We start from the raw sequence: 20,041 nt of genomic DNA on the forward strand, positions 1-20,041 counted from the left end.
GGTTTGTTTTGTGTTTTATCTGCGGGGGGGGGGGGGGGGGGGCCGGGCGGCCGGCGGCCCCTCACCCTTTGGGGCCCCACGGCGCGGGCGCCCGCGCGGGGGGCCCCCGCGCCCGGCTGCACAGCGGTGGTACGAGGTGGGGCTCAGCCCTCGTCGGACTGCTTGAGCGCCTCCATGGCACGCGCGGTCACGTCCGCGACCTCGCCGAGCGCCGAGATGGTCACCACCAGGCCCTGGGCCCGGTAGTAGTCGATGATCGGCTCGGTCTGCGTGTGGTAGACCTCCAGCCGGGTACGGACCGTCTCTTCGCTGTCGTCGTGCCGCTGGTACAGCTCGCCGCCGCAGACGTCGCAGACGCCCTCGGTCTTCGGCGGGCTGTACGACAGGTGGAACACGTGCGAGCTGTCCCTGCGGCAGACGCGGCGGCCCGCGATCCGCTTCACGACCTCGTCCTCGGGGACCTCCAGGTCGAGAACCGCGTCCAGCTTCACGCCCTCGTCCTTGAGCATCACGTCAAGGGCTTCGGCCTGGCCCACGTTCCGCGGGAAGCCGTCCAGCAGGAAGCCGTTGACGGCGTCCGACTGGCCCATGCGGTCCTTGGCCATCCCGATGGTGACTTCGTCCGGCACCAGCTGTCCCGCGTCGATGTAGGCGCGGGCCTGCTTGCCAAGGTCGGTGCCCTGGCTCATGTTGGCGCGGAAGAGGTCACCCGTGGAGATGTGCGGAATCGAGAGGTTCTCGGCAAGGTACGCAGCCTGCGTTCCCTTGCCGGCACCCGGAGGCCCGACGAGGACGATTCGCATCAGCGGAGGAACCCTTCGTAATTGCGCTGCTGGAGCTGACTCTCGATCTGCTTCACGGTTTCCAGACCGACACCCACGATGATGAGGATGCTCGTCCCGCCGAACGGGAAGTTCTGGTTCGCACCGCCGAAGCCTGCCAACGCCATCGTCGGCACAAGAGCGATCAGGCCCAGGTACAGCGAGCCCGGCCAAGTGATCCTGTTGAGCACGTAGCTCAGGTACTCGGCAGTAGGTCGACCTGCCCGGATGCCCGGGATGAAGCCACCATACTTCTTCATGTTGTCGGCGACTTCGTCGGGGTTGAACGAAATGGCGACGTAGAAGAAGGCGAAGAACACGATGAGTACGAAGTACACCGAGATGTAGTACGGGTGGTTACCCGTCACGAAGTGGTCCTGGATCCAGGTGGCCCACCCTGCGGTGGATCCGGAGAACTGGACGATCAGCGACGGGATGAAGAGCAGCGACGAGGCGAAGATGACGGGGATCACACCCGCCTGGTTCACCTTGAGCGGGATGTACGTCGACGTACCGCCGTAGGAACGGCGCCCGATCATGCGCTTCGCGTACTGCACGGGGATACGGCGCTGCGCCTGTTCGACGAAGACGACGAGGGCGACCATCACGAAGCCGATGAGGATGACCGTGCCGAACTCGATCCAGCCGTCGGCCAGCTTGCCGCTCTCCTTGATGGCCCACAGGGCGCCGGGGAACGTGGCGGCGATCGAGATGAACATCAGGATCGACATGCCGTTGCCGATGCCCTTGTCGGTGATGAGCTCACCGAGCCACATGACGGCGGCCGTACCGGCGGTCATGGTGATGACCATCACCATGGTCGTGAAGATCGACTTGTCGGGGACGATCTGGTCCCGCACGGTGCAGTTCTGGAACAGCGCCCCGGTCCGGGCGGTGGCGACAAGGCCGGTGCCCTGGAGGATGGCGAGCGCGACGGTGAGATAACGCGTGTACTGCGTGATCTTGGCCGTGCCGGACTGCCCCTCCTTCTTGAGGGCTTCCAGCCGGGGGATCACCACGGTCAGCAGCTGAAGGATGATGCTGGCCGTGATGTACGGCATGATGCCGAGCGCGAAGATGGTGATCTGCAGCAGGGCGCCACCGCTGAACATCTGCATCAGACCGAGCAGCCCACCCGAATCGGACTGGTCGATGCACTGCTGCACCTTCGCGTAGTCGACTCCGGGAGCCGGGACATGCGCCCCGAGCCGGTAGATCACGATGATGCCGAGCGTGAAGAGCAGCTTCTTGCGCAGGTCGGGCGTCTTGAACGCTCGGGCGAACGCGGTGAACACGGTGCCTCCTGCGACCCCCGCGCTATGCGTCAGAGGCGACGGGTCTGGATGGGACTGGATGGGTTCGGATACAAGGCAGCCCTACATCGTAAGGAGGCCACAAAAGATTAACGGCGCCACCCTACCCGGCCCGGGACTGAGCAGGAAACACGCACTGCACACCGGTGCAACGCCTGCTCCCCGCCCCGGGCCGTGAAAGACCGGCCAAGCCACACCAATTAGGACGTGAACGACCTCGGGCTCCCCCACCGCCGGTGCGGTGGACACCCGTTCAACCTTTCCCGAGCCTTTACGGTTCCCGTACAGCGGCACAAACAAGAAAAAGCCTGGCCGGCCACCTCCGAAGAGGCGGCCGGCCAGGCCCAGTTCTGTCCCGCGGCTCAGACGAGCTCGGTGACCGTACCGCCGGCGGCGGTGATCTTCTCCTTGGCGGAGCCGGAGACGGCGTCAACCGAAACCTGGATCGCCACGGAGATCTCGCCCTGTCCGAGGACCTTGACGAGGTGGTTGTTGCGCACGGCGCCCTTGGCGACCAGGTCGGCCACCGTGACCTCTCCACCCTCGGGGTAGAGCGTCGCGAGCTTGTCCAGGTTCACGACCTGGTACTCCGTGCGGAACGGGTTCTTGAAGCCTTTGAGCTTCGGGAGACGCATGTGGAGGGGCATCTGGCCACCCTCGAAGCGCTCCGGGACCTGGTAACGAGCCTTCGTACCCTTGGTACCACGGCCTGCGGTCTTACCCTTGGACGCCTCACCACGACCCACACGGGTCTTGGCGGTCTTGGCGCCCGGGGCAGGCCGGAGGTTGTGGGCCTTCAGCGGGCTGTTCTCCGCCATGTCAGTCAACCTCCTCAACCGTCACGAGGTGGCGGACGGTGTTGGCCATTCCGCGGAACTCGGGGCGGTCCTCCTTGACAACCGAGTCGTTCAGGCGCTTGAGCCCGAGCGAACGCAGGGTGTCGCGGTGGTTCTGCTTGCTGCCGATGTACGACTTCGTCTGCGTGATCTTGAGGCGAGCCATTACGCACCCGCTCCCGCACGTGCACGCAGCAGAGCCGCGGGGGCGACGTCCTCGAGGGGCAGACCACGGCGGGCCGCGATCTCCTCGGGACGCTGCAGGCCCTGGAGGGCCGCCACGGTCGCATGCACGATGTTGATCGCGTTGGACGAGCCAAGCGACTTCGACAGGATGTCGTGAACGCCGGCGCACTCGAGCACGGCACGCACCGGGCCACCGGCGATAACGCCGGTACCGGGGGAAGCCGGCTTGAGCAGGACGACGCCCGCAGCCTTCTCGCCCGTGATCGGGTGAGGGATGGTGCCCTGGATGCGGGGGACCTTGAAGAAGTTCTTCTTGGCCTCTTCGACACCCTTGGCGATGGCCGCGGGAACTTCCTTGGCCTTGCCGTATCCGACACCGACGGTGCCGTCACCATCGCCCACCACGACCAGCGCGGTGAAGCTGAAGCGACGACCACCCTTCACAACCTTGGCGACGCGGTTGATCGCGACGACGCGCTCGACGTACGCGGTCTTCTCGGCGGCGCTGGCGCCACCGTCACGGCCCTTCCGGTCCCGCCGCTCGCCGCCACCGGCACCGCTTCCGCGGCGCTGGGGTCCAGCCATTGGATTTACCTCTCTCTGTTACGTCCGCTGTGCGTAGGAACCGGGGCTTAGAACTTCAGCCCGGCTTCACGGGCGGCGTCAGCCAGAGCGGCAATCCGCCCGGCGTACTGGTTACCACCGCGGTCAAACACGACGGCCTCGACGCCTGCGGCCTTGGCACGCTCGGCGACCAGGGCGCCGACCTGCTGGGCCTGGGCGCTCTTGTCACCCTCGCCACCACGGATCGAGGTGTCCAGGGTCGACGCCGACGCGAGCGTGTGGCCCGCGATGTCGTCGATGACCTGGGCCACGATGTGGCGGTTGGAACGCGTCACGACCAAGCGGGGACGCTCCGGCGAACCGGAGATGTGCTTGCGGACGCGGATGTGGCGGCGCTTGAGGGCGGCACGCTTGTACGCGTCGCCCTTGGCGATCTTCACACCGTATGCCATGGCTACTTACCAGCCTTTCCGACCTTGCGGCGGATGACCTCGCCCGCGTACTTGACGCCCTTGGCCTTGTACGGGTCGGGCTTCCGCAGCTTGCGGATGTTGGCGGCTACCTCGCCGACCTTCTGCTTGTCGATGCCCTCGACGCTGAGCTTCGTGGGCGACTCGACCTTGAAGGTGATGCCTTCCGGAGCCTCGATGAGGATCGGGTGGCTGTAGCCCAGGGCGAACTCCAGGTTGGAGCCCTTCGCCTGGACGCGGTAACCGACACCGCTGATCTCGAGCGCCTTGGAGTAACCCGCGGTCACGCCGGTGATCATGTTCGCCACCAGCGTGCGGGACAGGCCGTGGAGGGCCTTGTTCTGACGCTCGTCGTTCGGGCGGGAGACGTTGAGCACGCCGTCCTCGCCCTTGGAGACCTCGATCGGCGCGGCAACGGTGTGCGAGAGGGAACCCTTGGGGCCCTTCACCGCGACCGTACGGCCATCGATGGTGACGTCCACACCGGCGGGAACCTGGATGGGGAGCTTGCCGATTCGCGACATGAGCTTTCCTTCCTTTCCCGACTACCAGACGTAGGCGAGGACTTCCCCACCTACGCCCTTCTTGCCTGCCTGCTGGCCGGTCAGGAGACCGTGGGACGTGGAGATGATCGCCACTCCCAGGCCGCCGAGGACCTTCGGCAGGTTGGTGGACTTTGCGTATACACGCAGACCCGGCTTCGAAATCCGCTTGATGCCGGCGATCGAGCGCTCGCGGTTCGGGCCGAACTTCAGCTCGAGGACGAGGTTCTTGCCGACCTCGGCGTCCTCGACCTTCCAGCCGGTGATGAAGCCCTCCTGCTGGAGGATCTCCGCGATGTGCGACTTGATCTTGCTGTGCGGCATCGCGACGTCGTCGTGATACGCCGAGTTCGCGTTACGCAGACGCGTGAGCATGTCTGCGATGGGATCAGTCATGGTCATGAGTTGGCCTTCGGCCTCTCTCGCCGGGGTTTCCTGTATGCGCCATCCCTCTCCCCACTCAGTGGCGGGACGGGTGCGGTGCGGGGACCTACGGCGTAGTAAGTCGGTCGTGGGCGGCAGGCGCCCAACCCTTCTAGCCTACGGCATGAAAGGTGGGGCTCCTGCCGACCAGATACTTACCGAGAGTCTCCAGAACTTCCCTTCGCCCTAGGGCGGAGGAGAGTTACCAGGAGCTCTTGGTCACGCCCGGCAGCTCGCCACGGTGAGCCATCTCACGAAGGCACACGCGGCACAGGCCGAACTTGCGGTAGACGGAGTGGGGCCGGCCGCAGCGCTGGCAGCGGGTGTACCCGCGGACGCCGAACTTCGGCTTACGGGCGGCCTTAGCGATCAGAGCCTTCTTCGCCACGGTCAGTTCTCCTTGAACGGGAAGCCGAGGTGACGAAGGAGGGCACGACCCTCGTCGTCGTTGGTCGCCGTGGTGACCACGGTGATGTCCATGCCCCGGACCCGGTCGATCTTGTCCTGGTCGATCTCGTGGAACATGACCTGCTCCGTGAGACCGAAGGTGTAGTTGCCACGGCCGTCGAACTGCTTCGGCGACAGGCCACGGAAGTCACGGATACGCGGCAGCGCGAGCGACAGCGTACGGTCCAGGAACTCCCACATCCGGTCACCACGAAGGGTGACGTGGCAGCCGATCGGCTGGCCCTCACGCAGCTTGAACTGCGCGATGGACTTGCGGGCCTTGGTGACGGCCGGCTTCTGACCGGTGATCGTGGTGAGGTCCTTGACGGCACCGTCGATCAGCTTGGAGTCGCGGGCGGCGTCGCCCACACCCATGTTGACCACGATCTTGACCAGACCGGGAACCTGCATGACGTTCTCGTACGAGAACTCCTCACGCAGCTTGCCCGCGATTTCCTCGCGGTAGCGCGTCTTGAGACGCGGCGCAGTGGTGGTCGTCATCAGATGTCCTCACCGGTCCGCTTGGCAACGCGGATCTTGTTGCCCTCGTCGTCAAAGCGGTAGCCGACGCGGGTGACAACCTTGTTGCCGTCCTTCTCCACGACCAGCTGAACATTGCTGACGTGGATCGGGGCCTCGGTGGTGACAATGCCACCCGTCTGCGAACCGCGAGCCGTCTGACCGGCCTTGGTGTGCTTCTTGACCCGGTTGACACCCTCGACGAGGACGCGGTCCTGGGCGGGGTAGGCCACGATGACCTTGCCCTGCTTGCCCTTGTCCTTACCGGTGATGACCTGAACCAGGTCGCCCTTCTTGATCTTCATGCTTACAGCACCTCCGGCGCGAGCGAGATGATCTTCATGAACTTCTTCTCGCGCAGCTCCCGGCCCACCGGGCCGAAGATGCGGGTGCCGCGGGGGTCGCCGTCGTTCTTCAGAATGACGGCGGCGTTCTCGTCGAAGCGGATGTACGAGCCATCCTGACGACGACGCTCCTTGACGGTGCGAACGATGACGGCCTTGACGACGTCACCCTTCTTCACGTTGCCACCGGGGATCGCGTCCTTGACGGTGGCGACGATGACGTCACCGATACCCGCGTAGCGGCGACCCGAGCCACCGAGAACACGAATGGTGAGAATTTCCTTCGCACCCGTGTTGTCGGCGACGCGCAGTCGCGACTCCTGCTGGATCACGTCTATCTCCTGATCGTCTGCCGGTTCCCGGCGGGGTGCTCCGTAAGTGACTTACGGAGCACCCTCACCGAGCCTGGCGGAACTGACCTGATGGGGAATGCCCCTCAGGAATTACTTGGCCTTCTCGAGGATCTCGACGATGCGCCAGCGCTTCGAGGCCGACAGCGGACGCGTCTCCATGATGATGACGCGGTCGCCGACGCCCGCCGAGTTCTGCTCGTCGTGGGCCTTGAGCTTGTTCGTACGGCGGATGACCTTGCCGTACAGGGCGTGCTTCACGCGGTCCTCGACAGCGACGACGACGGTCTTGTCCATCTTGTCGCTGACGACGAGACCCTCACGGGTCTTGCGGAAGCCGCGCTCGATCTTGCTGGTCTCAGTCACAGTCTTCTCGCTCATCAGACGCTCTCCACCGTCTCGATGCCCAGCTCGCGCTCGCGCATCAGGGTGTAGATCCGGGCGATGTCCTTACGGACGGACTTGAGCCGGCCGTGGTTCTCGAGCTGGCCCGTCGCCGCCTGGAAGCGGAGGTTGAACAGCTCTTCCTTGGCTTCGCGGAGCTTGTTGAGGAGCTCCTCGTCGCCCAGCTCGCGCAGCTCGGACGCCTTGGTACCGGCCGACATCACGACTCACCTGCCTCGCGCCGAACGATCCGGCACTTCATCGGAAGCTTGTGAGCAGCGCGGGTGAGCGCCTCACGAGCAATCTTCTCGTTCGGGTAGGACAGCTCGAACATCACCCGACCCGGCTTGACGTTCGCGATCCACCACTCGGGAGAACCCTTACCGGAACCCATGCGGGTCTCGGCAGGCTTCTTCGTCAGGGGACGGTCCGGGTAGATGTTGATCCAGACCTTGCCGCCACGCTTGATGTGACGGGTCATCGCGATACGAGCGGACTCGATCTGACGGTTCGTCACGTACGCCGGGGTCAGCGCCTGGATGCCGTACTCGCCGAACGCAACCTGCGTGCCACCCTTGGACATACCGCTGCGCTTCGGGTGGTGCTGCTTGCGGTGCTTGACCCTACGGGGGATCAGCATTTCGGTCAGGCCTCCGTTCCGGTGCTCTCAGCAGCCGGAGCAGCGGCGGCGGGGGCGTCGGCCTTGGGGGCCTCGGCTGCCGGCGACTGCTGCGGCTTACGGCCGCGACCGCCACGCTCGCCACCACGGCCGCCACCACGGCCGGCCGGGCGGTCGGTGCCGCCACGAGCCGGACGGTTGCCGGCGCGGGCCGCGGCGTTCTCGGCGCGAACCTCGGCGATGTTCTTGACGTCGCCCTTGTAGATCCAGACCTTCACGCCGATGCGGCCGAAGGTCGTCTTGGCCTCGAAGAAGCCGTAGTCCACGTTCGCGCGGAGCGTGTGCAGGGGCACACGGCCCTCGCGGTAGAACTCCGAGCGGGACATCTCGGCGCCGCCGAGGCGACCGCCGCACTGGATCTTGATGCCCTTGGCGCCGGCCTTCATCGAGGACTGCATGCTCTTACGCATGGCCCGACGGAAGGAGACACGCGAGGAGAGCTGCTCGGCGACGGCCTGGGCCACCAGCTGAGCGTCCACCTCGGGGTTCTTGACCTCGAGGATGTTCAGCTGGACCTGCTTGCCGGTCAGCTTCTCCAGCTCGCCGCGGATGCGATCGGCCTCGGCGCCACGGCGACCGATGACGATGCCCGGACGGGCGGTGTGGATGTCGACGCGGACGCGGTCGCGGGTGCGCTCGATCTCGACCTTCGAGATGCCGGCCCGCTCCATGCCCTTCGTCATCATGCGACGAATGGCGACGTCTTCCTTGACGTAGTCCTTGTACAGCTTGTCGGCGTACCAGCGGGACTTGAAGTCCGTGGTGATGCCGAGCCGGAACCCGTGCGGGTTTACCTTCTGGCCCATTACCGGGTTCCTTCCTTGCTGCTGACGACCACGGTGATGTGGCTGGTCCGCTTACGGATCCGGTAGGCACGGCCCTGAGCACGCGGACGGAACCGCTTCAGGGTCGGGCCCTCGTCCACGTACGCCTCGCTGATGACCAGCGAAGAGGCGTCGGTGTGGTCGTAGTTGTGTGCGGCGTTGGCGATGGCGCTGTCCAGCACCTTGCCAACCGGCACGCTCGCGGCCTGCGGGGCGAAACGCAGGACCGCCTGAGCCTCCGTGGCATCCATGCCACGGATGAGGTCCACCACTCGGCGGGCCTTCATGGGCGTGACGCGGATGTACCGCGCCTGGGCCCTGGCTTCCATGGTTGTCCCTTCGGTGTAAGTCATAGTCGTTTCCACCCCGCGCTTAGCGGCGCTTCGACTTCCGGTCGTCCTTGACGTGGCCGCGGAAGGTGCGAGTCGGCGAGAACTCGCCGAGCTTGTGGCCGACCATCGACTCGGTGACGAACACCGGGACGTGGATCTTGCCGTTGTGCACCGCGATGGTGTGACCCAGCATGGCCGGGACGATCATCGAGCGACGGGACCAGGTCTTGATGACGTTCTTGGTGCCTGCCTCGTTCTGTACGTCCACCTTCTTGATGAGGTGGCCGTCGACGAAGGGCCCCTTCTTGAGACTGCGCGGCATCTAAACCCGCTCCTAGCGCTTCTTGTTCGTCTTGCGGCGGCGGACGATGTACTTGTTGCTCGCCTTCTTGGGAGAACGCGTACGACCCTCCTTCTGACCCCACGGCGAGACCGGGTGACGTCCACCGGAGGTCTTGCCTTCACCACCACCGTGCGGGTGGTCAACCGGGTTCATCGCGACACCGCGGACGGTCGGGCGGACGCCCTTCCAGCGCATACGGCCGGCCTTGCCCCAGTTGATGTTCGACTGCTCGGCGTTGCCGACCTCACCGATCGTCGCGCGGCAGCGCGCGTCGACCAGGCGGATCTCACCCGACGGCATACGAAGGTGGGCCATGGTGCCCTCCTTCGCCAGCAGCTGCACGGAGGCACCCGCGGAACGGGCGAACTTCGCGCCGCCGCCGGGCCGCAGCTCGATGGCGTGGATGGTCGTACCGACCGGGATGTTGCGCAGCGCCAGGTTGTTGCCCGGCTTGATGTCGGCGCCCGGACCGTTCTCGACACGGTCACCCTGCGACAGGCCACGGGGAGCGACGATGTAACGCTTCTCGCCGTCCGCGTAGTGCAGCAGCGCGATGCGCGCGGTGCGGTTGGGGTCGTACTCGATGTGCGCGACCTTGGCCGGCACGCCGTCCTTGTCGTGACGACGGAAGTCGATCACGCGGTAGGCGCGCTTGTGGCCACCACCCTGGTGGCGAACGGTCACACGACCGGCGTTGTTACGGCCGCCCTTGCTGTGCAGAGGGCGGACCAGCGACTTCTCCGGCGTGGACCGCGTGATCTCGACAAAGTCGGCGACGCTGGAGCCACGACGGCCCGGGGTCGTCGGCTTGTACTTGCGGATACCCATTTCTCAGTCCTCGTCCGATTCCGGACGACTCGGCCTCCGTTAGGAGGTCGGGCCGCCGAAGATGTCGATACGGTCGCCCTCGGCGAGGGTCACGATGGCGCGCTTCGTGTCCGAGCGCTTGCCGAAGCCGGTCTTGGTGCGCTTGCGCTTACCCTGCCGGTTGATCGTGTTGACCCCGGTGACCTTGACCGAGAAGACCGCTTCCACGGCCTGCTTGATCTGGGTCTTGTTGGAGCCGGGCGCGACGATGAACGTGTACTTGTTCTCGTCGAGCAGCGCGTAGCTCTTCTCGGAGACCACGGGCTTGACGAGAACGTCACGCGGGTCCGAGTACGTCTTGCTGGTAACGGTCGCCTCGCTCATCAGGCGTCGCTCCCTTCGGTCTCAGCGGTCTGGGGGCCAGACACGAAGGACTCGAAAGCGGCCTGGGTGAAGACCACGTCGTCAGAGACGATCACGTCGTACGTGTTGAGCTGGCCCGGCTCCAGGATGTGCACCTGGGGCAGGTTGCGCGCGGACAGCCACGCGGCCTCGTCGGCGCGGTCGACGACCAGGAGCAGGTTCTGGCGCTCCGAGATCTTGCCGAGCAGCGTCTTGGCGGCCTTCGTGGAGGCGGCACCCTCGACCACGCCGGTGACGACGTGGATACGGGAGTGACGGGCCCGGTCCGAGAGGGCACCGCGCAGGGCGGCGGCCTTCATCTTCTTCGGGGTCCGCTGCGAGTAGTCACGCGGCTGCGGGCCGTGGACGACGCCACCACCGGCGAACTGCGGGGCGCGGGTCGAACCCTGACGGGCGCGGCCGGTGCCCTTCTGGCGGTAAGGCTTCTTGCCACCACCGCGGACTTCGCCGCGGCGCTTGGTCTTGTGCGTGCCCTGACGGGCAGCGGCCAGCTGAGCGACAACGACCTGGTGGATCAGCGGAACGCTGGTCTTCGCGTCGAAGATCTCCGCGGGGAGGTCGACGGTACCGGCCTTGTCGCCTGCCGGCGAAAGGATGTCAATGGTGCTCATTACCTCAAGCCCCCTTGGCCGCGGTACGGACCAGGACGAGGCCGCCGTTCGGACCGGGGACCGCGCCCTTGATGAGGAGCAGACCCTTCTCCGCGTCAACCGCGTGGATGGTCAGGTTCTGGGTGGTGACGCGCTCGTTACCCATACGGCCCGCCATGCGCATGCCCTTGAAGACACGCCCAGGGGTGGCGCAGCCACCGATGGAACCGGGGGAACGGTGCTTGCGCTGGGTGCCGTGCCCGGCGCCGAGGCCCTTGAAGTTGTGACGCTTCATGACACCGGCGAAGCCCTTGCCCTTGCTCTTGCCCGTGACGTCGACCTTGACGCCGGACTCGAACACCTCGGCAGTGACCTCCTGGCCCAGCGTGTACTCGCTGGCGTCAGGGGTGCGGAGCTCCACCAGGTGGCGGCGCGGGGTGACGTCGGCCTTGGCGAAGTGACCCTTGAGGGGCTTGTTCACCTTGCGCGGGTCGATCTCGCCGAAGGCGATCTGGACCGCTTCGTAGCCGTCGCTGTCGTTGGTGCGAACCTGCGTCACGACGCACGGCCCGGCCTTGACGACGGTCACCGGGACGACCCGGTTGTTCTCGTCCCAGACCTGGGTCATGCCGAGCTTCTCGCCCAGGACGCCCTTGATGTTCTTGCTCATCTCGGCCCGTCCCCTCAGAGCTTGATCTCGATGTCGACGCCCGCCGGGAGGTCGAGGCGCATCAGCGAGTCAACCGTCTTCGGCGTGGGGTCGAGGATGTCGATGAGGCGCTTGTGCGTGCGCATCTCGAAGTGCTCGCGAGAGTCCTTGTACTTGTGCGGCGACTTGATGACGCAGTACACGTTCTTCTCAGTGGGCAGCGGCACCGGGCCCGCGACCGACGCACCAGTGCGGGTCACCGTCTCGACGATCTTCTTCGCCGAGGAGTCGATGACCTCGTGGTCGTAGGCCTTGAGCCGGATGCGGATCTTCTGTCCCGCCATGGCTACTAGTAGTCCTGTCTCTCGTAACGCTCTGGAACCCGGGGGTTCTCTGGACTCCTCCTCCGACCCACGCGGTCGGGCGTGTCGCATCCCCTCTACGAAAATCTCCCGAAGGAAATCCCAACCAAGGGGGTGCGGGCCCTGGGACCGCGGAACCGGGGGCGGAACACCCACCGGGTGCCTGGCCGGCGCCCTGCATTGCTTCCCGGAAGATTCCCGTACGTCCGGCCCTACAGGGCCGACGAGTACTGTGGGACTCGCTTCCGGTCCTCCCGGCGGGAGGCGCGCAGCATTGACACTCAACCGAGCAACCTGGTCAGTGTGCCATACGGGGCGCGGGCCTGGCCAATCGAGCCGGGAATACTACCCCGGGCGAGCGAGTACTCAAACGCAGGCGCGCATCCGGCGGTGTCAGGTCCCCTGGAAGAATCCGGTTATGCCGCCGACGAGCACCCTGCCCCGCTGGACCCTGCGCCCCGCCCTCCCCGAGGACGTCGAGGCCATCGCCGAGCTCCGGGCACGCGTCATGCGCCCCGACCTGGAGCGGCTGGGGCGGTACGACGAGCACCGGGTACGGCAGCGGCTGCGGGACGCGTACGTGCCCGCGTACACCTCGGTCCTGGAGATCCCCGACGGCTTCGCGGGGTGCGTCACGCTGCGGCCGGCCGCGGAGTGCTGGTGGCTGGAGAACTTCCTCCTCTCCCCCGGGCTCCAGGGCCACGGCGTCGGCTCGGCCGTGCTGCGCGGCCTGCTGGCCCGGGCGGACGCCGAGCGGATGCCCGTACGGCTGAACGTGCTCCAGGGCAGCGCCGCCCGGCGGCTGTACGAGCGGCACGGGTTCGCGCTGGAGCGGGAGGACCCGGTCGACGTGTTCCTGGTGCGCAAGCCCACATCCTGACCGGTTCCTGGTGCGCCGGCCCACACCTCGACCGGTTCCTGGTGCGCCAGCCCACACCTCGACCGGTTCCTGGTGCGCCAGCCCACACCCTGACCGGGCAACCTCCGTGCCGCGATCCCCGTCTATCCCCCCGCAGGCGCCGCCGACCAGCCGCTGACCTGCGCGAAGAGCCAGGGAGTACGCAGGACAGGGCGACCGTTCGCCCGCTGCGGGGGAAGCGGGAGCGGACGGGGTGCGTGGCGTGGTGGATCGGTCTGTCCTGTCCCGCATACGGGTGCCCCGGCGCACGCTCCTGCTGACGGCCACCGCGACCGCCGCGCTCGCCGGATGCGCCGTACCGGCTCCGCGGCGCCGGGGGCCGGTGCCGGATCCGGCACCGGGGCTGGCCATAGCGTCCACCCGGCGGGCGCTGGTCATGCAGCTGCTGGCCCACCCGGACGACGACCTGTACTTCATGAACCCCGACACCCGGCAGTCCCTGGACGCCGGGACCCCGCTGGTCTGCGTGTACCTGACCGCGGGCGAGGCGGACGGCGTCAACAAGGTGCCCGGCGCGCCCCGCCCGGCGCCCGACCGGGCCGCGTACTCCTCCTCCCGCCACCAGGGCCTGCGCCAGGCGTACGCCGAGCTCCTCGGGCTCGACCGCTTCGCGCCCTGGCAGAAATCGGTGCTCCCGCTGCACGGCGGCCACCGGGCCGAGGTCAACGTCCTGGCCGACGGGGTGCGCCGGGTCGAGCTGGTCTTCCTCAACACCGCCATGCACACCGGCCGGGGGCGGCTCGGGCTCCCCAGCCTCTGGCAGGACCGGCGCCTGGTGCTGCGTACCGTCGTGGCCGACAACTCTCCCTTGGACAGGGCCGGTTCATATACGTACGACGGTCTCGTCGAGGTCCTGGCGGGGCTGCTGGAGCAGTACCGGCCCACCCTCGTGCACACCCTGGACCCCGACCCGGACCTCCAGTTCAGCAGCGAGGGGCAGCGGCGCCGGGACAGTGAGCAGCGCGGGTACTCCGACCATGCCGACCACACCGCGGCCGGCTGCTTCGCCTGGGCGGCGCTGATCCACTGGGTGGCGCGGGCGACGGCGGCCGGGGAGCCCGTGCCCGGGTTCACCGTCTCCTCGTTCCGGGGCTACTACAACCGGCACTGGCCCAAGAACCTGCCGCCGAAGGTGCTGGAGCGGAAGGCCGCCCACCTCGTCCCGTACGGCGGCTCGCCCGGCTGGGAGTGCGGCAACCCGTCCGGCTGCGGCGACTACAACGTGGGCGGCGACCGGCCCCTGACCAACCGGAAGGGCTGGGTCCGCTCCACCCACCACCGCTACCCGGGCCCCCGCTCCGCCCTCTCCGGCGGGTCGGACGGCCGGCTCACCGCGTACGGGGTGCTGGGGCTGCGTGCCGTGCGGTGGCGCGAGAGCGCGCCCGACAGCGGGGTCTGGGACGCGCCGGACGACCTCGGCGGCGGGCCGCTCGCGCCGGTGCTGGGCTCGGCGGTGACGGCGGACGGGCGGCAGTTGCTGTTCGGGCTGCGGTTCGCGGCGCTCGGCGGGCACGGCTCGGACAACGAGCGCGAGATCGTGGTGCTGGAGCAGCGCTCGCCGGACGGGCCCTTCCGGGCCTGGCGGGGGCTCGGCAACCCGGCGACGGGCCCCGACCACGGGCGCCGCATCGGCGTGCCGGTCGCCGTGACCGCGCCGGACGGCCGCGTCCACCTCTTCGTACGGAACGCGGAGAAGGGGCTGAGCACCCGGGTGCGCGACGCGGACTCCGGACGCTGGAGCGGGTGGCGCGACCTGGGCGGCGGCGAGGTGCAGGACGGGCTGACCGCGGTGGCGGACGCGGCGGGACGCGTGAACGTGTACGCGGCCGGACACCACGCCGTGCACCACTGGACCCAGGACGAGCCGGGCGCCGACGTCACCGCCCGTACGCAGCTCACCGGTGCCCCGGTCCCCTCCCACGCGCCGGCCGCCGTGGCCGCGCCGGACGGGTCGGTCGCCCTCTACTACCGGGCCGCGGCCGCCGCCGCGCTCACCGCCGTGACCGGCACGGACACCCCCGCCGCGCTCACCCCGGTGACCGGCACGGCCGCCACCGCCCCCCGCTTCGACGGCTACGGTCCGGTGGCCGCGGCGCCCTCGCGGCGGGGCCCGGTCCTGCTCGGCCGGGACGCGGAGGGCGCACTCCGCCTCCGTACCGCCAAATCCACCGCCGTACGCTCTCGGGGGCCGGTGGCACTGGACGGGGCCGCGCTCCACCTCGGGGCGGACGGGGCGCCCACCGTCGTGGGGTTCGGGCCGGACGCGGCGCCGTGGATCTGGCGTCCCGGGGGCGGCGTCTAGCGAGACCGGGAACGGCCCCGTGGCGCTACCTACCGTTCGCCGGGCCATAACGCGACGTTATGGGAAAGCGTTAGTACCCGGCCGAATGGTTCTTCGACACTCTGGGGCCGTCAACCCCCACAAACACGCCCCTCAGCGTGCTCCCCGAAATGAGGAACCATGCGAATAGCAAGGCTAGTTCCCGCTGCCCTCGCCGCCGCGGCCACCGTCCTCGCTCTTCTCAGCCCCGCCGCCACCGCCGCCCCGCAGCCCCCGCTCCAGGACGCCCCGCCCCCGACCACGCAGATCATCGGCGGCGGCCAGGCGTCCAACGCCCCCTGGGCCGCGCGGCTCTTCTCCAACGGCAGGGAGACCTGTTCGGCGACGATCATCGCGCCGACCTGGATCCTCACCGCCAAGCACTGCGTCACGGGCGGCGGTCTGTCCTTCCGCATCGGCAGCCTCGACCAGCACAGCGGCGGCGTGGTCGCGAACGGCGCCCAGACCTACACCCACAGCTCGGACCTGGCGCTGGTCCGCCTGGACCGCTCCGTGCAGGCGACCTACTCCCGCCTGGGCAACCCCGGTTCGGTGAGCGTCGGGCAGAGCGTCCAGGTCTGGGGCTGGGGCGCCACCTCGCAGTGCGGCTCGGAGGCCAACTGCCAGTCCCGCTACCTGAAGGTCGCCAACGTGACGGTGACCGGCGGCTGCGGTGACGCGTACGGCGGCTCGGCGATCTGCGCCCGTCGCGGCAACGGCATCACCGCCGGCGGCGACTCCGGCGGCCCGATGACGGCCAACGGCATCCAGGTCGGCGTGGCCTCCACCAGCGACCGGCAGACCACGACGGCGTACACGAACGTCACCGCGTACCGCTCCTGGATCCAGTCCATCGCGGGCGTCTGACCTGCCGCCACCCCTGGGGGCGGCGGGCACCTGACCGACCCGCCGTCCCTCTCGAAACGTAGGGCCCCCTTACCTCTCCGCCCTGAGGTACCGGGGCCCTACATCCATGCGGGGGCGTACCCCTGAGTGCTCCGGACACGGCGAAGGGCCCCGCACCTCGTACGAGGTGCGGGGCCCTTCTTGCGACTCAGTGAGCCACCAGGTCCAAGGACCAAGCAGAAACTACTTGATGATCTTGGTGACCTGGCCGGCGCCCACGGTCCGGCCACCCTCACGGATGGCGAACTTCAGGCCCTCTTCCATGGCGACCGGCTGGATCAGCGCGACGTCCATGAGGGTGTTGTCACCCGGCATGACCATCTCGGTGCCCTCGGGAAGGGTCACAACGCCCGTCACGTCCGTGGTGCGGAAGTAGAACTGCGGGCGGTAGTTGTTGAAGAACGGGGTGTGACGGCCACCCTCGTCCTTCGACAGGATGTAGGACTGCGCCTGGAACTCGGTGTGCGGCGTGACCGAACCCGGCTTGATGATGACCTGGCCGCGCTCGACGTCCTCGCGCTTGATGCCACGGAGGAGCAGACCGACGTTCTCACCGGCCTGGCCCTCGTCGAGCAGCTTGCGGAACATCTCGATGCCGGTGACCGTGGTGGTGGTCTTCTCGGTCTTGATACCGACGATGTCGACGGTCTCGTTGACCTTGAGGACACCACGCTCGATGCGGCCGGTGACGACCGTACCGCGACCGGTGATCGTGAAGACGTCCTCGATCGGCATGAGGAACGGCTTCTCGACGTCACGCTCGGGCTGCGGGATGGACTCGTCGACGGCGGCCATCAGGTTCAGGACCGACTGGCCCCACTCCTTGTCGCCCTCAAGAGCCTTGAGCGCCGAGACGCGCACGACCGGGAGGTCGTCGCCCGGGAACTCGTACTCGGAGAGGAGCTCACGGACCTCGAGCTCGACGAGCTCCATGATCTCCTCGTCGTCCACCATGTCGGCCTTGTTCAGGGCGACGACGATGTACGGAACGCCGACCTGGCGGGCCAGGAGCACGTGCTCCTTGGTCTGCGGCATCGGGCCGTCGGTGGCGGCGACGACGAGGATGGCGCCGTCCATCTGCGCCGCACCCGTGATCATGTTCTTGATGTAGTCGGCGTGACCCGGGCAGTCGACGTGCGCGTAGTGACGCGACTCCGTCTGGTACTCGACGTGCGCGATGGAGATGGTGATACCGCGCTGGCGCTCTTCGGGAGCCTTGTCGATCTGGTCGAAGGCCGAGGCCTCGTTCAGGTCCGGGTACGCGTCGTGCAGCACCTTGGTAATGGCGGCCGTGAGGGTCGTCTTACCGTGGTCGATGTGACCGATGGTGCCGATGTTGACGTGGGGCTTAGTCCGCTCGAACTTTGCCTTCGCCACTGGGGTCCTCCTGAGTGGTTCTGTACGCCTTGCTTCATCGGCGCCAGGTGATCTTTGCTGGGGTGCCGGTGCCGGGGGCATACGGCACAGTGCTCGCGCGCTGTGCCGTATGCCCGCCCGGCTCCGGTGACAAGCCTAAAGCGTGAGCTCGGGAGAGTTACTCGCCCTTGGCCTTCGCGATGATCTCCTCGGCGACGTTCCGCGGAACCTCGGCGTAGGAGTCGAACTGCATCGAGTAGCTTGCGCGACCCGAGGTCTTGCTGCGGAGGTCTCCGACGTAGCCGAACATCTCCGAGAGGGGCACGAGGCCCTTCACGACGCGAGCGCCGCTGCGCTCCTCCATGGCCTGGATCTGGCCACGGCGGGAGTTGAGGTCGCCGATGACATCGCCCATGTAGTCCTCGGGCGTGGTGACCTCGACGGCCATCATCGGCTCAAGGAGCACGGGAGAGGCCTTGCGGGCACCCTCCTTGAACGCCTGCGAACCGGCGATCTTGAAGGCGAGCTCCGAGGAGTCGACCTCGTGGTAACCACCGTCGAGAAGGGTGACGCGGACGCCGACCATCTCGTAACCGGCCAGGATGCCGAACTGCATGGCTTCCTGAGCACCCGCGTCCACCGAGGGAATGTACTCACGGGGGATGCGGCCACCGGTGACCTTGTTGACGAACTCGTAGGAGGCGTCGCCACCCTCGATGGGCTCGAGGGCGATCTGCACCTTCGCGAACTGGCCGGTACCACCAGTCTGCTTCTTGTGCGTGTAGTCGATGCGCTCGACGGCCTTGCGGATCGTCTCGCGGTACGCGACCTGGGGCTTGCCGACGTTCGCCTCGACGCGGAACTCGCGCTTCATGCGGTCGACGAGCACCTCGAGGTGAAGCTCGCCCATACCACCGATGATGGTCTGGCCGGTCTCCTCGTCGGAGTGCACCTGGAAGGAGGGGTCCTCCTCCGAGAGGCGCTGGATGGCGACACCCAGCTTCTCCTGGTCACCCTTGGACTTGGGCTCGATGGCGACCTGAATGACCGGCGCCGGGAAGTCCATGGACTCCAGGATGACCGGGTTCTTGTCGTCACACAGCGTCTCACCGGTGGTGGTCTGCTTCAGGCCCATGACGGCGATGATGTCGCCGGCGCCCACCGACGCGATCTCCTCACGCTTGTTCGCGTGCATGCGGTAGATCTTGCCGATGCGCTCCTTCTTGCCCTTGACGGAGTTCAGCACCGCGGTGCCGGCCTCCAGGCGACCGGAGTAGATCCGGACGAAGGTGAGCTTGCCCAGGTGCGGGTCGCTCGCGATCTTGAACGCCAGGCCGGAGAACGGCTCGTCGTCCGAGGGCTTGCGGGAGATGACCTTCTCCGGGTCCTTCACGTCGTGGCCCTCGATGGCCTCGACGTCCAGGGGGGAAGGCAGGTAGCGCACGACCGCGTCGAGCAGGGGCTGGACGCCCTTGTTCTTGAACGCGGTGCCACAGAACACCGGGGTGACCGTGACGGAGTCGGCGCTGCCCTTGGAGGCCAGGGTGATGCGGCGGATCGCCTCGTGCAGCTGGTCCTGGGTAGGCTCGTTGCCCTCCAGGTACAGCTCCATCATGGCGTCGTCGTTCTCGGCGACGGCCTCGAGGAGCTTTCCGCGCCACTCGGCGGCGGACTCCTGGAGGTTCTCCGGGATGTCGACGACGTTGTACATCTCGCCCTTGGCGGCCTCTTCGGGGTACACGAAGGCCTTCATCGACACGAGGTCGACGACGCCGGTGAAGTCCGCTTCGGCGCCGATGGGGAGCTGCATGACGATCGGGGTCGCGCCGAGGCGGTCGATGATCATCTGGACGCAACGGAAGAAGTCGGCACCGGTGCGGTCGAGCTTGTTGACGAAGCAGATACGCGGCACGCCGTAGCGGTCCGCCTGACGCCAGACGGTCTCGGACTGCGGCTCGACGCCGGCCACACCGTCGAACACGGTGACGGCGCCGTCGAGGACGCGGAGCGAACGCTCCACCTCGACGGTGAAGTCGACGTGACCCGGGGTGTCGATGATGTTGATGGTGTGGTCAACATCGTTGAGCGGCCAGTGACAGGTCGTCGCGGCGGACGTGATCGTGATGCCGCGCTCCTGCTCCTGCTCCATCCAGTCCATCGTGGCAGCGCCGTCGTGGACTTCACCGATCTTGTAGCTCACACCGGTGTAGAAGAGGATCCGCTCAGTGGTGGTCGTCTTCCCCGCGTCGATGTGGGCCATGATCCCAATGTTGCGGACCTTGGCCAGGTCAAGCGAAGTGGTGGCCATGAGGCTCAATCTTCTCTCGGTCTC

Annotated in this window: 28 protein-coding genes; 3 read left to right on the top strand and 25 right to left on the bottom strand. The window is 67.4% G+C overall.

What is annotated here, in order from left to right; genetic code table 11:
• Positions 1-143: 143 nt before the first annotated feature.
• From ACFWRT_RS35915 to rpsJ, 23 genes are all read right to left on the bottom strand, one after another.
• The gene (locus tag ACFWRT_RS35915; RefSeq protein WP_380950094.1) at positions 144-803 is read right to left on the bottom strand and encodes an adenylate kinase; all 660 of its coding nucleotides are present in this window, start codon (positions 801-803) and stop codon (positions 144-146) included.
• Positions 803-2,116 (bottom strand): preprotein translocase subunit SecY, encoded by a 1,314-nt coding sequence (gene secY / locus ACFWRT_RS35920; protein ID WP_380950093.1) that lies wholly within the window; start codon positions 2,114-2,116, stop codon positions 803-805. The genes ACFWRT_RS35915 and secY overlap by 1 nt, the downstream gene beginning before the upstream one ends.
• 380 nt (positions 2,117-2,496) lie before the next feature.
• The gene (rplO, locus tag ACFWRT_RS35925) at positions 2,497-2,952 is read right to left on the bottom strand and encodes a 50S ribosomal protein L15 (RefSeq protein ID WP_030561900.1); all 456 of its coding nucleotides are present in this window, start codon (positions 2,950-2,952) and stop codon (positions 2,497-2,499) included.
• 1 nt (position 2,953) lies between these two features.
• Complete coding sequence (gene rpmD / locus ACFWRT_RS35930; protein WP_015610734.1) at positions 2,954-3,136, bottom strand: 50S ribosomal protein L30; 183 nt, start codon at positions 3,134-3,136, stop codon at positions 2,954-2,956.
• Positions 3,136-3,741: a 30S ribosomal protein S5 gene (gene rpsE / locus ACFWRT_RS35935; protein WP_003966944.1), complete on the bottom strand. Its 606-nt coding sequence runs from the start codon at positions 3,739-3,741 to the stop codon at positions 3,136-3,138. Before rpsE ends, rpmD begins: the two co-directional genes overlap by 1 nt.
• Positions 3,742-3,788: 47 nt before the next feature.
• Complete coding sequence (gene rplR / locus ACFWRT_RS35940; RefSeq protein ID WP_015610732.1) at positions 3,789-4,172, bottom strand: 50S ribosomal protein L18; 384 nt, start codon at positions 4,170-4,172, stop codon at positions 3,789-3,791.
• A 2-nt stretch (positions 4,173-4,174) separates the two neighbouring features.
• A complete protein-coding gene (gene rplF, locus ACFWRT_RS35945; protein ID WP_030798876.1) occupies positions 4,175-4,714 on the bottom strand; it encodes a 50S ribosomal protein L6 in 540 nt (179 codons plus the stop codon).
• Between the two features lie 21 nt (positions 4,715-4,735).
• Entirely contained in the window at positions 4,736-5,134 is a 399-nt protein-coding gene (gene rpsH, locus ACFWRT_RS35950) for a 30S ribosomal protein S8 (RefSeq protein WP_205084438.1), read from the bottom strand.
• 223 nt (positions 5,135-5,357) lie between these two features.
• The gene (locus tag ACFWRT_RS35955; RefSeq protein ID WP_003948630.1) at positions 5,358-5,543 is read right to left on the bottom strand and encodes a type Z 30S ribosomal protein S14; all 186 of its coding nucleotides are present in this window, start codon (positions 5,541-5,543) and stop codon (positions 5,358-5,360) included.
• Positions 5,544-5,545: 2 nt separating this feature from the next.
• On the bottom strand, positions 5,546-6,103 hold the full coding sequence (gene rplE / locus ACFWRT_RS35960) for a 50S ribosomal protein L5 (RefSeq protein WP_073718383.1): 558 nt from the start codon (positions 6,101-6,103) through the stop codon (positions 5,546-5,548).
• Entirely contained in the window at positions 6,103-6,426 is a 324-nt protein-coding gene (gene rplX, locus ACFWRT_RS35965; RefSeq protein ID WP_003966949.1) for a 50S ribosomal protein L24, read from the bottom strand. The genes rplE and rplX overlap by 1 nt, the downstream gene beginning before the upstream one ends.
• 2 nt (positions 6,427-6,428) lie before the next feature.
• Positions 6,429-6,797 (bottom strand): 50S ribosomal protein L14, encoded by a 369-nt coding sequence (gene rplN, locus ACFWRT_RS35970; protein WP_003966950.1) that lies wholly within the window; start codon positions 6,795-6,797, stop codon positions 6,429-6,431.
• Between the two features lie 111 nt (positions 6,798-6,908).
• The gene (gene rpsQ / locus ACFWRT_RS35975) at positions 6,909-7,196 is read right to left on the bottom strand and encodes a 30S ribosomal protein S17 (RefSeq protein ID WP_031127482.1); all 288 of its coding nucleotides are present in this window, start codon (positions 7,194-7,196) and stop codon (positions 6,909-6,911) included.
• Positions 7,196-7,420 (bottom strand): 50S ribosomal protein L29, encoded by a 225-nt coding sequence (rpmC, locus tag ACFWRT_RS35980; RefSeq protein ID WP_015610729.1) that lies wholly within the window; start codon positions 7,418-7,420, stop codon positions 7,196-7,198. The genes rpsQ and rpmC overlap by 1 nt, the downstream gene beginning before the upstream one ends.
• The gene (rplP, locus tag ACFWRT_RS35985; protein ID WP_003966953.1) at positions 7,420-7,839 is read right to left on the bottom strand and encodes a 50S ribosomal protein L16; all 420 of its coding nucleotides are present in this window, start codon (positions 7,837-7,839) and stop codon (positions 7,420-7,422) included. The genes rpmC and rplP overlap by 1 nt, the downstream gene beginning before the upstream one ends.
• Before the next feature lie 5 nt (positions 7,840-7,844).
• Complete coding sequence (gene rpsC / locus ACFWRT_RS35990) at positions 7,845-8,684, bottom strand: 30S ribosomal protein S3 (protein WP_018510593.1); 840 nt, start codon at positions 8,682-8,684, stop codon at positions 7,845-7,847.
• Positions 8,684-9,031 carry a 50S ribosomal protein L22 gene (rplV, locus tag ACFWRT_RS35995; protein ID WP_004571827.1) on the bottom strand — a complete coding sequence of 116 codons (348 nt, stop codon included), beginning with the start codon at positions 9,029-9,031 and terminating at the stop codon, positions 8,684-8,686. The genes rpsC and rplV overlap by 1 nt, the downstream gene beginning before the upstream one ends.
• 43 nt (positions 9,032-9,074) lie before the next feature.
• Positions 9,075-9,356 (bottom strand): 30S ribosomal protein S19, encoded by a 282-nt coding sequence (gene rpsS / locus ACFWRT_RS36000; protein ID WP_003966956.1) that lies wholly within the window; start codon positions 9,354-9,356, stop codon positions 9,075-9,077.
• A gap of 12 nt (positions 9,357-9,368) precedes the next feature.
• Entirely contained in the window at positions 9,369-10,205 is an 837-nt protein-coding gene (gene rplB / locus ACFWRT_RS36005) for a 50S ribosomal protein L2 (RefSeq protein ID WP_018510594.1), read from the bottom strand.
• A gap of 39 nt (positions 10,206-10,244) precedes the next feature.
• On the bottom strand, positions 10,245-10,568 hold the full coding sequence (gene rplW / locus ACFWRT_RS36010; RefSeq protein ID WP_007446738.1) for a 50S ribosomal protein L23: 324 nt from the start codon (positions 10,566-10,568) through the stop codon (positions 10,245-10,247).
• The gene (gene rplD / locus ACFWRT_RS36015) at positions 10,568-11,218 is read right to left on the bottom strand and encodes a 50S ribosomal protein L4 (RefSeq protein WP_003966959.1); all 651 of its coding nucleotides are present in this window, start codon (positions 11,216-11,218) and stop codon (positions 10,568-10,570) included. Before rplD ends, rplW begins: the two co-directional genes overlap by 1 nt.
• A gap of 4 nt (positions 11,219-11,222) precedes the next feature.
• On the bottom strand, positions 11,223-11,867 hold the full coding sequence (gene rplC / locus ACFWRT_RS36020; RefSeq protein WP_003966960.1) for a 50S ribosomal protein L3: 645 nt from the start codon (positions 11,865-11,867) through the stop codon (positions 11,223-11,225).
• 14 nt (positions 11,868-11,881) lie between these two features.
• Complete coding sequence (gene rpsJ / locus ACFWRT_RS36025) at positions 11,882-12,190, bottom strand: 30S ribosomal protein S10 (RefSeq protein ID WP_003948644.1); 309 nt, start codon at positions 12,188-12,190, stop codon at positions 11,882-11,884.
• Between the two features lie 436 nt (positions 12,191-12,626).
• On the opposite strand from rpsJ, the gene ACFWRT_RS36030 reads away from it, so the two are divergent.
• The 3 genes from ACFWRT_RS36030 to ACFWRT_RS36040 all read left to right on the top strand — a co-directional run bounded on the left by ACFWRT_RS36030 (position 12,627) and on the right by ACFWRT_RS36040 (position 16,314).
• Positions 12,627-13,088 (top strand): GNAT family N-acetyltransferase, encoded by a 462-nt coding sequence (locus tag ACFWRT_RS36030; RefSeq protein ID WP_380950092.1) that lies wholly within the window; start codon positions 12,627-12,629, stop codon positions 13,086-13,088.
• Between the two features lie 274 nt (positions 13,089-13,362).
• The gene (locus tag ACFWRT_RS36035; RefSeq protein ID WP_380950218.1) at positions 13,363-15,429 is read left to right on the top strand and encodes a PIG-L family deacetylase; all 2,067 of its coding nucleotides are present in this window, start codon (positions 13,363-13,365) and stop codon (positions 15,427-15,429) included.
• Positions 15,430-15,588: 159 nt separating this feature from the next.
• The gene (locus tag ACFWRT_RS36040) at positions 15,589-16,314 is read left to right on the top strand and encodes a S1 family peptidase (RefSeq protein ID WP_380950091.1); all 726 of its coding nucleotides are present in this window, start codon (positions 15,589-15,591) and stop codon (positions 16,312-16,314) included.
• Between the two features lie 222 nt (positions 16,315-16,536).
• Here ACFWRT_RS36040 and tuf read toward each other — a convergent pair whose 3' ends face one another.
• Together tuf and fusA are read right to left on the bottom strand one after the other, a co-directional pair.
• Positions 16,537-17,730 (bottom strand): elongation factor Tu, encoded by a 1,194-nt coding sequence (gene tuf, locus ACFWRT_RS36045; protein ID WP_015610719.1) that lies wholly within the window; start codon positions 17,728-17,730, stop codon positions 16,537-16,539.
• Between the two features lie 157 nt (positions 17,731-17,887).
• Entirely contained in the window at positions 17,888-20,017 is a 2,130-nt protein-coding gene (gene fusA, locus ACFWRT_RS36050) for an elongation factor G (RefSeq protein WP_380950090.1), read from the bottom strand.
• Positions 20,018-20,041 lie beyond the last annotated feature (24 nt).

This window comes from Streptomyces cyaneofuscatus, assembly GCF_042718795.1.
In the GTDB taxonomy this organism is placed as follows: Bacteria; Actinomycetota; Actinomycetes; order Streptomycetales; family Streptomycetaceae; genus Streptomyces; species Streptomyces cyaneofuscatus_A.

Excerpts from the sequence above, each read along its gene's own strand:
- rplO (WP_030561900.1), bottom strand. The coding sequence starts at position 2,952 with ATGGCGGAGAACAGCCCGCTGAAGGCCCACAACCTCCGGCCTGCCCCG.
- rpsE (WP_003966944.1), bottom strand. The coding sequence starts at position 3,741 with ATGGCTGGACCCCAGCGCCGCGGAAGCGGTGCCGGTGGCGGCGAGCGG.
- rplW (WP_007446738.1), bottom strand. The coding sequence starts at position 10,568 with ATGAGCGAGGCGACCGTTACCAGCAAGACGTACTCGGACCCGCGTGAC.
- ACFWRT_RS35915 (WP_380950094.1), bottom strand. The coding sequence starts at position 803 with ATGCGAATCGTCCTCGTCGGGCCTCCGGGTGCCGGCAAGGGAACGCAG.
- rplV (WP_004571827.1), bottom strand. The coding sequence starts at position 9,031 with ATGGAAGCCAGGGCCCAGGCGCGGTACATCCGCGTCACGCCCATGAAG.
- rpsJ (WP_003948644.1), bottom strand. The coding sequence starts at position 12,190 with ATGGCGGGACAGAAGATCCGCATCCGGCTCAAGGCCTACGACCACGAG.
- rplR (WP_015610732.1), bottom strand. The coding sequence starts at position 4,172 with ATGGCATACGGTGTGAAGATCGCCAAGGGCGACGCGTACAAGCGTGCC.
- rplC (WP_003966960.1), bottom strand. The coding sequence starts at position 11,867 with ATGAGCAAGAACATCAAGGGCGTCCTGGGCGAGAAGCTCGGCATGACC.
- rpmD (WP_015610734.1), bottom strand. The coding sequence starts at position 3,136 with ATGGCTCGCCTCAAGATCACGCAGACGAAGTCGTACATCGGCAGCAAG.
- rplX (WP_003966949.1), bottom strand. The coding sequence starts at position 6,426 with ATGAAGATCAAGAAGGGCGACCTGGTTCAGGTCATCACCGGTAAGGAC.
- rplP (WP_003966953.1), bottom strand. The coding sequence starts at position 7,839 with ATGCTGATCCCCCGTAGGGTCAAGCACCGCAAGCAGCACCACCCGAAG.
- rpsQ (WP_031127482.1), bottom strand. The coding sequence starts at position 7,196 with ATGAGCGAGAAGACTGTGACTGAGACCAGCAAGATCGAGCGCGGCTTC.
- rplE (WP_073718383.1), bottom strand. The coding sequence starts at position 6,103 with ATGACGACCACCACTGCGCCGCGTCTCAAGACGCGCTACCGCGAGGAA.
- fusA (WP_380950090.1), bottom strand. The coding sequence starts at position 20,017 with ATGGCCACCACTTCGCTTGACCTGGCCAAGGTCCGCAACATTGGGATC.
- rplF (WP_030798876.1), bottom strand. The coding sequence starts at position 4,714 with ATGTCGCGAATCGGCAAGCTCCCCATCCAGGTTCCCGCCGGTGTGGAC.
- ACFWRT_RS36040 (WP_380950091.1), top strand. The coding sequence starts at position 15,589 with ATGCGAATAGCAAGGCTAGTTCCCGCTGCCCTCGCCGCCGCGGCCACC.
- rplB (WP_018510594.1), bottom strand. The coding sequence starts at position 10,205 with ATGGGTATCCGCAAGTACAAGCCGACGACCCCGGGCCGTCGTGGCTCC.
- rpsC (WP_018510593.1), bottom strand. The coding sequence starts at position 8,684 with ATGGGCCAGAAGGTAAACCCGCACGGGTTCCGGCTCGGCATCACCACG.
- rplD (WP_003966959.1), bottom strand. The coding sequence starts at position 11,218 with ATGAGCACCATTGACATCCTTTCGCCGGCAGGCGACAAGGCCGGTACC.
- rpmC (WP_015610729.1), bottom strand. The coding sequence starts at position 7,420 with ATGTCGGCCGGTACCAAGGCGTCCGAGCTGCGCGAGCTGGGCGACGAG.
- rpsS (WP_003966956.1), bottom strand. The coding sequence starts at position 9,356 with ATGCCGCGCAGTCTCAAGAAGGGGCCCTTCGTCGACGGCCACCTCATC.
- rpsH (WP_205084438.1), bottom strand. The coding sequence starts at position 5,134 with ATGACCATGACTGATCCCATCGCAGACATGCTCACGCGTCTGCGTAAC.
- ACFWRT_RS36030 (WP_380950092.1), top strand. The coding sequence starts at position 12,627 with ATGCCGCCGACGAGCACCCTGCCCCGCTGGACCCTGCGCCCCGCCCTC.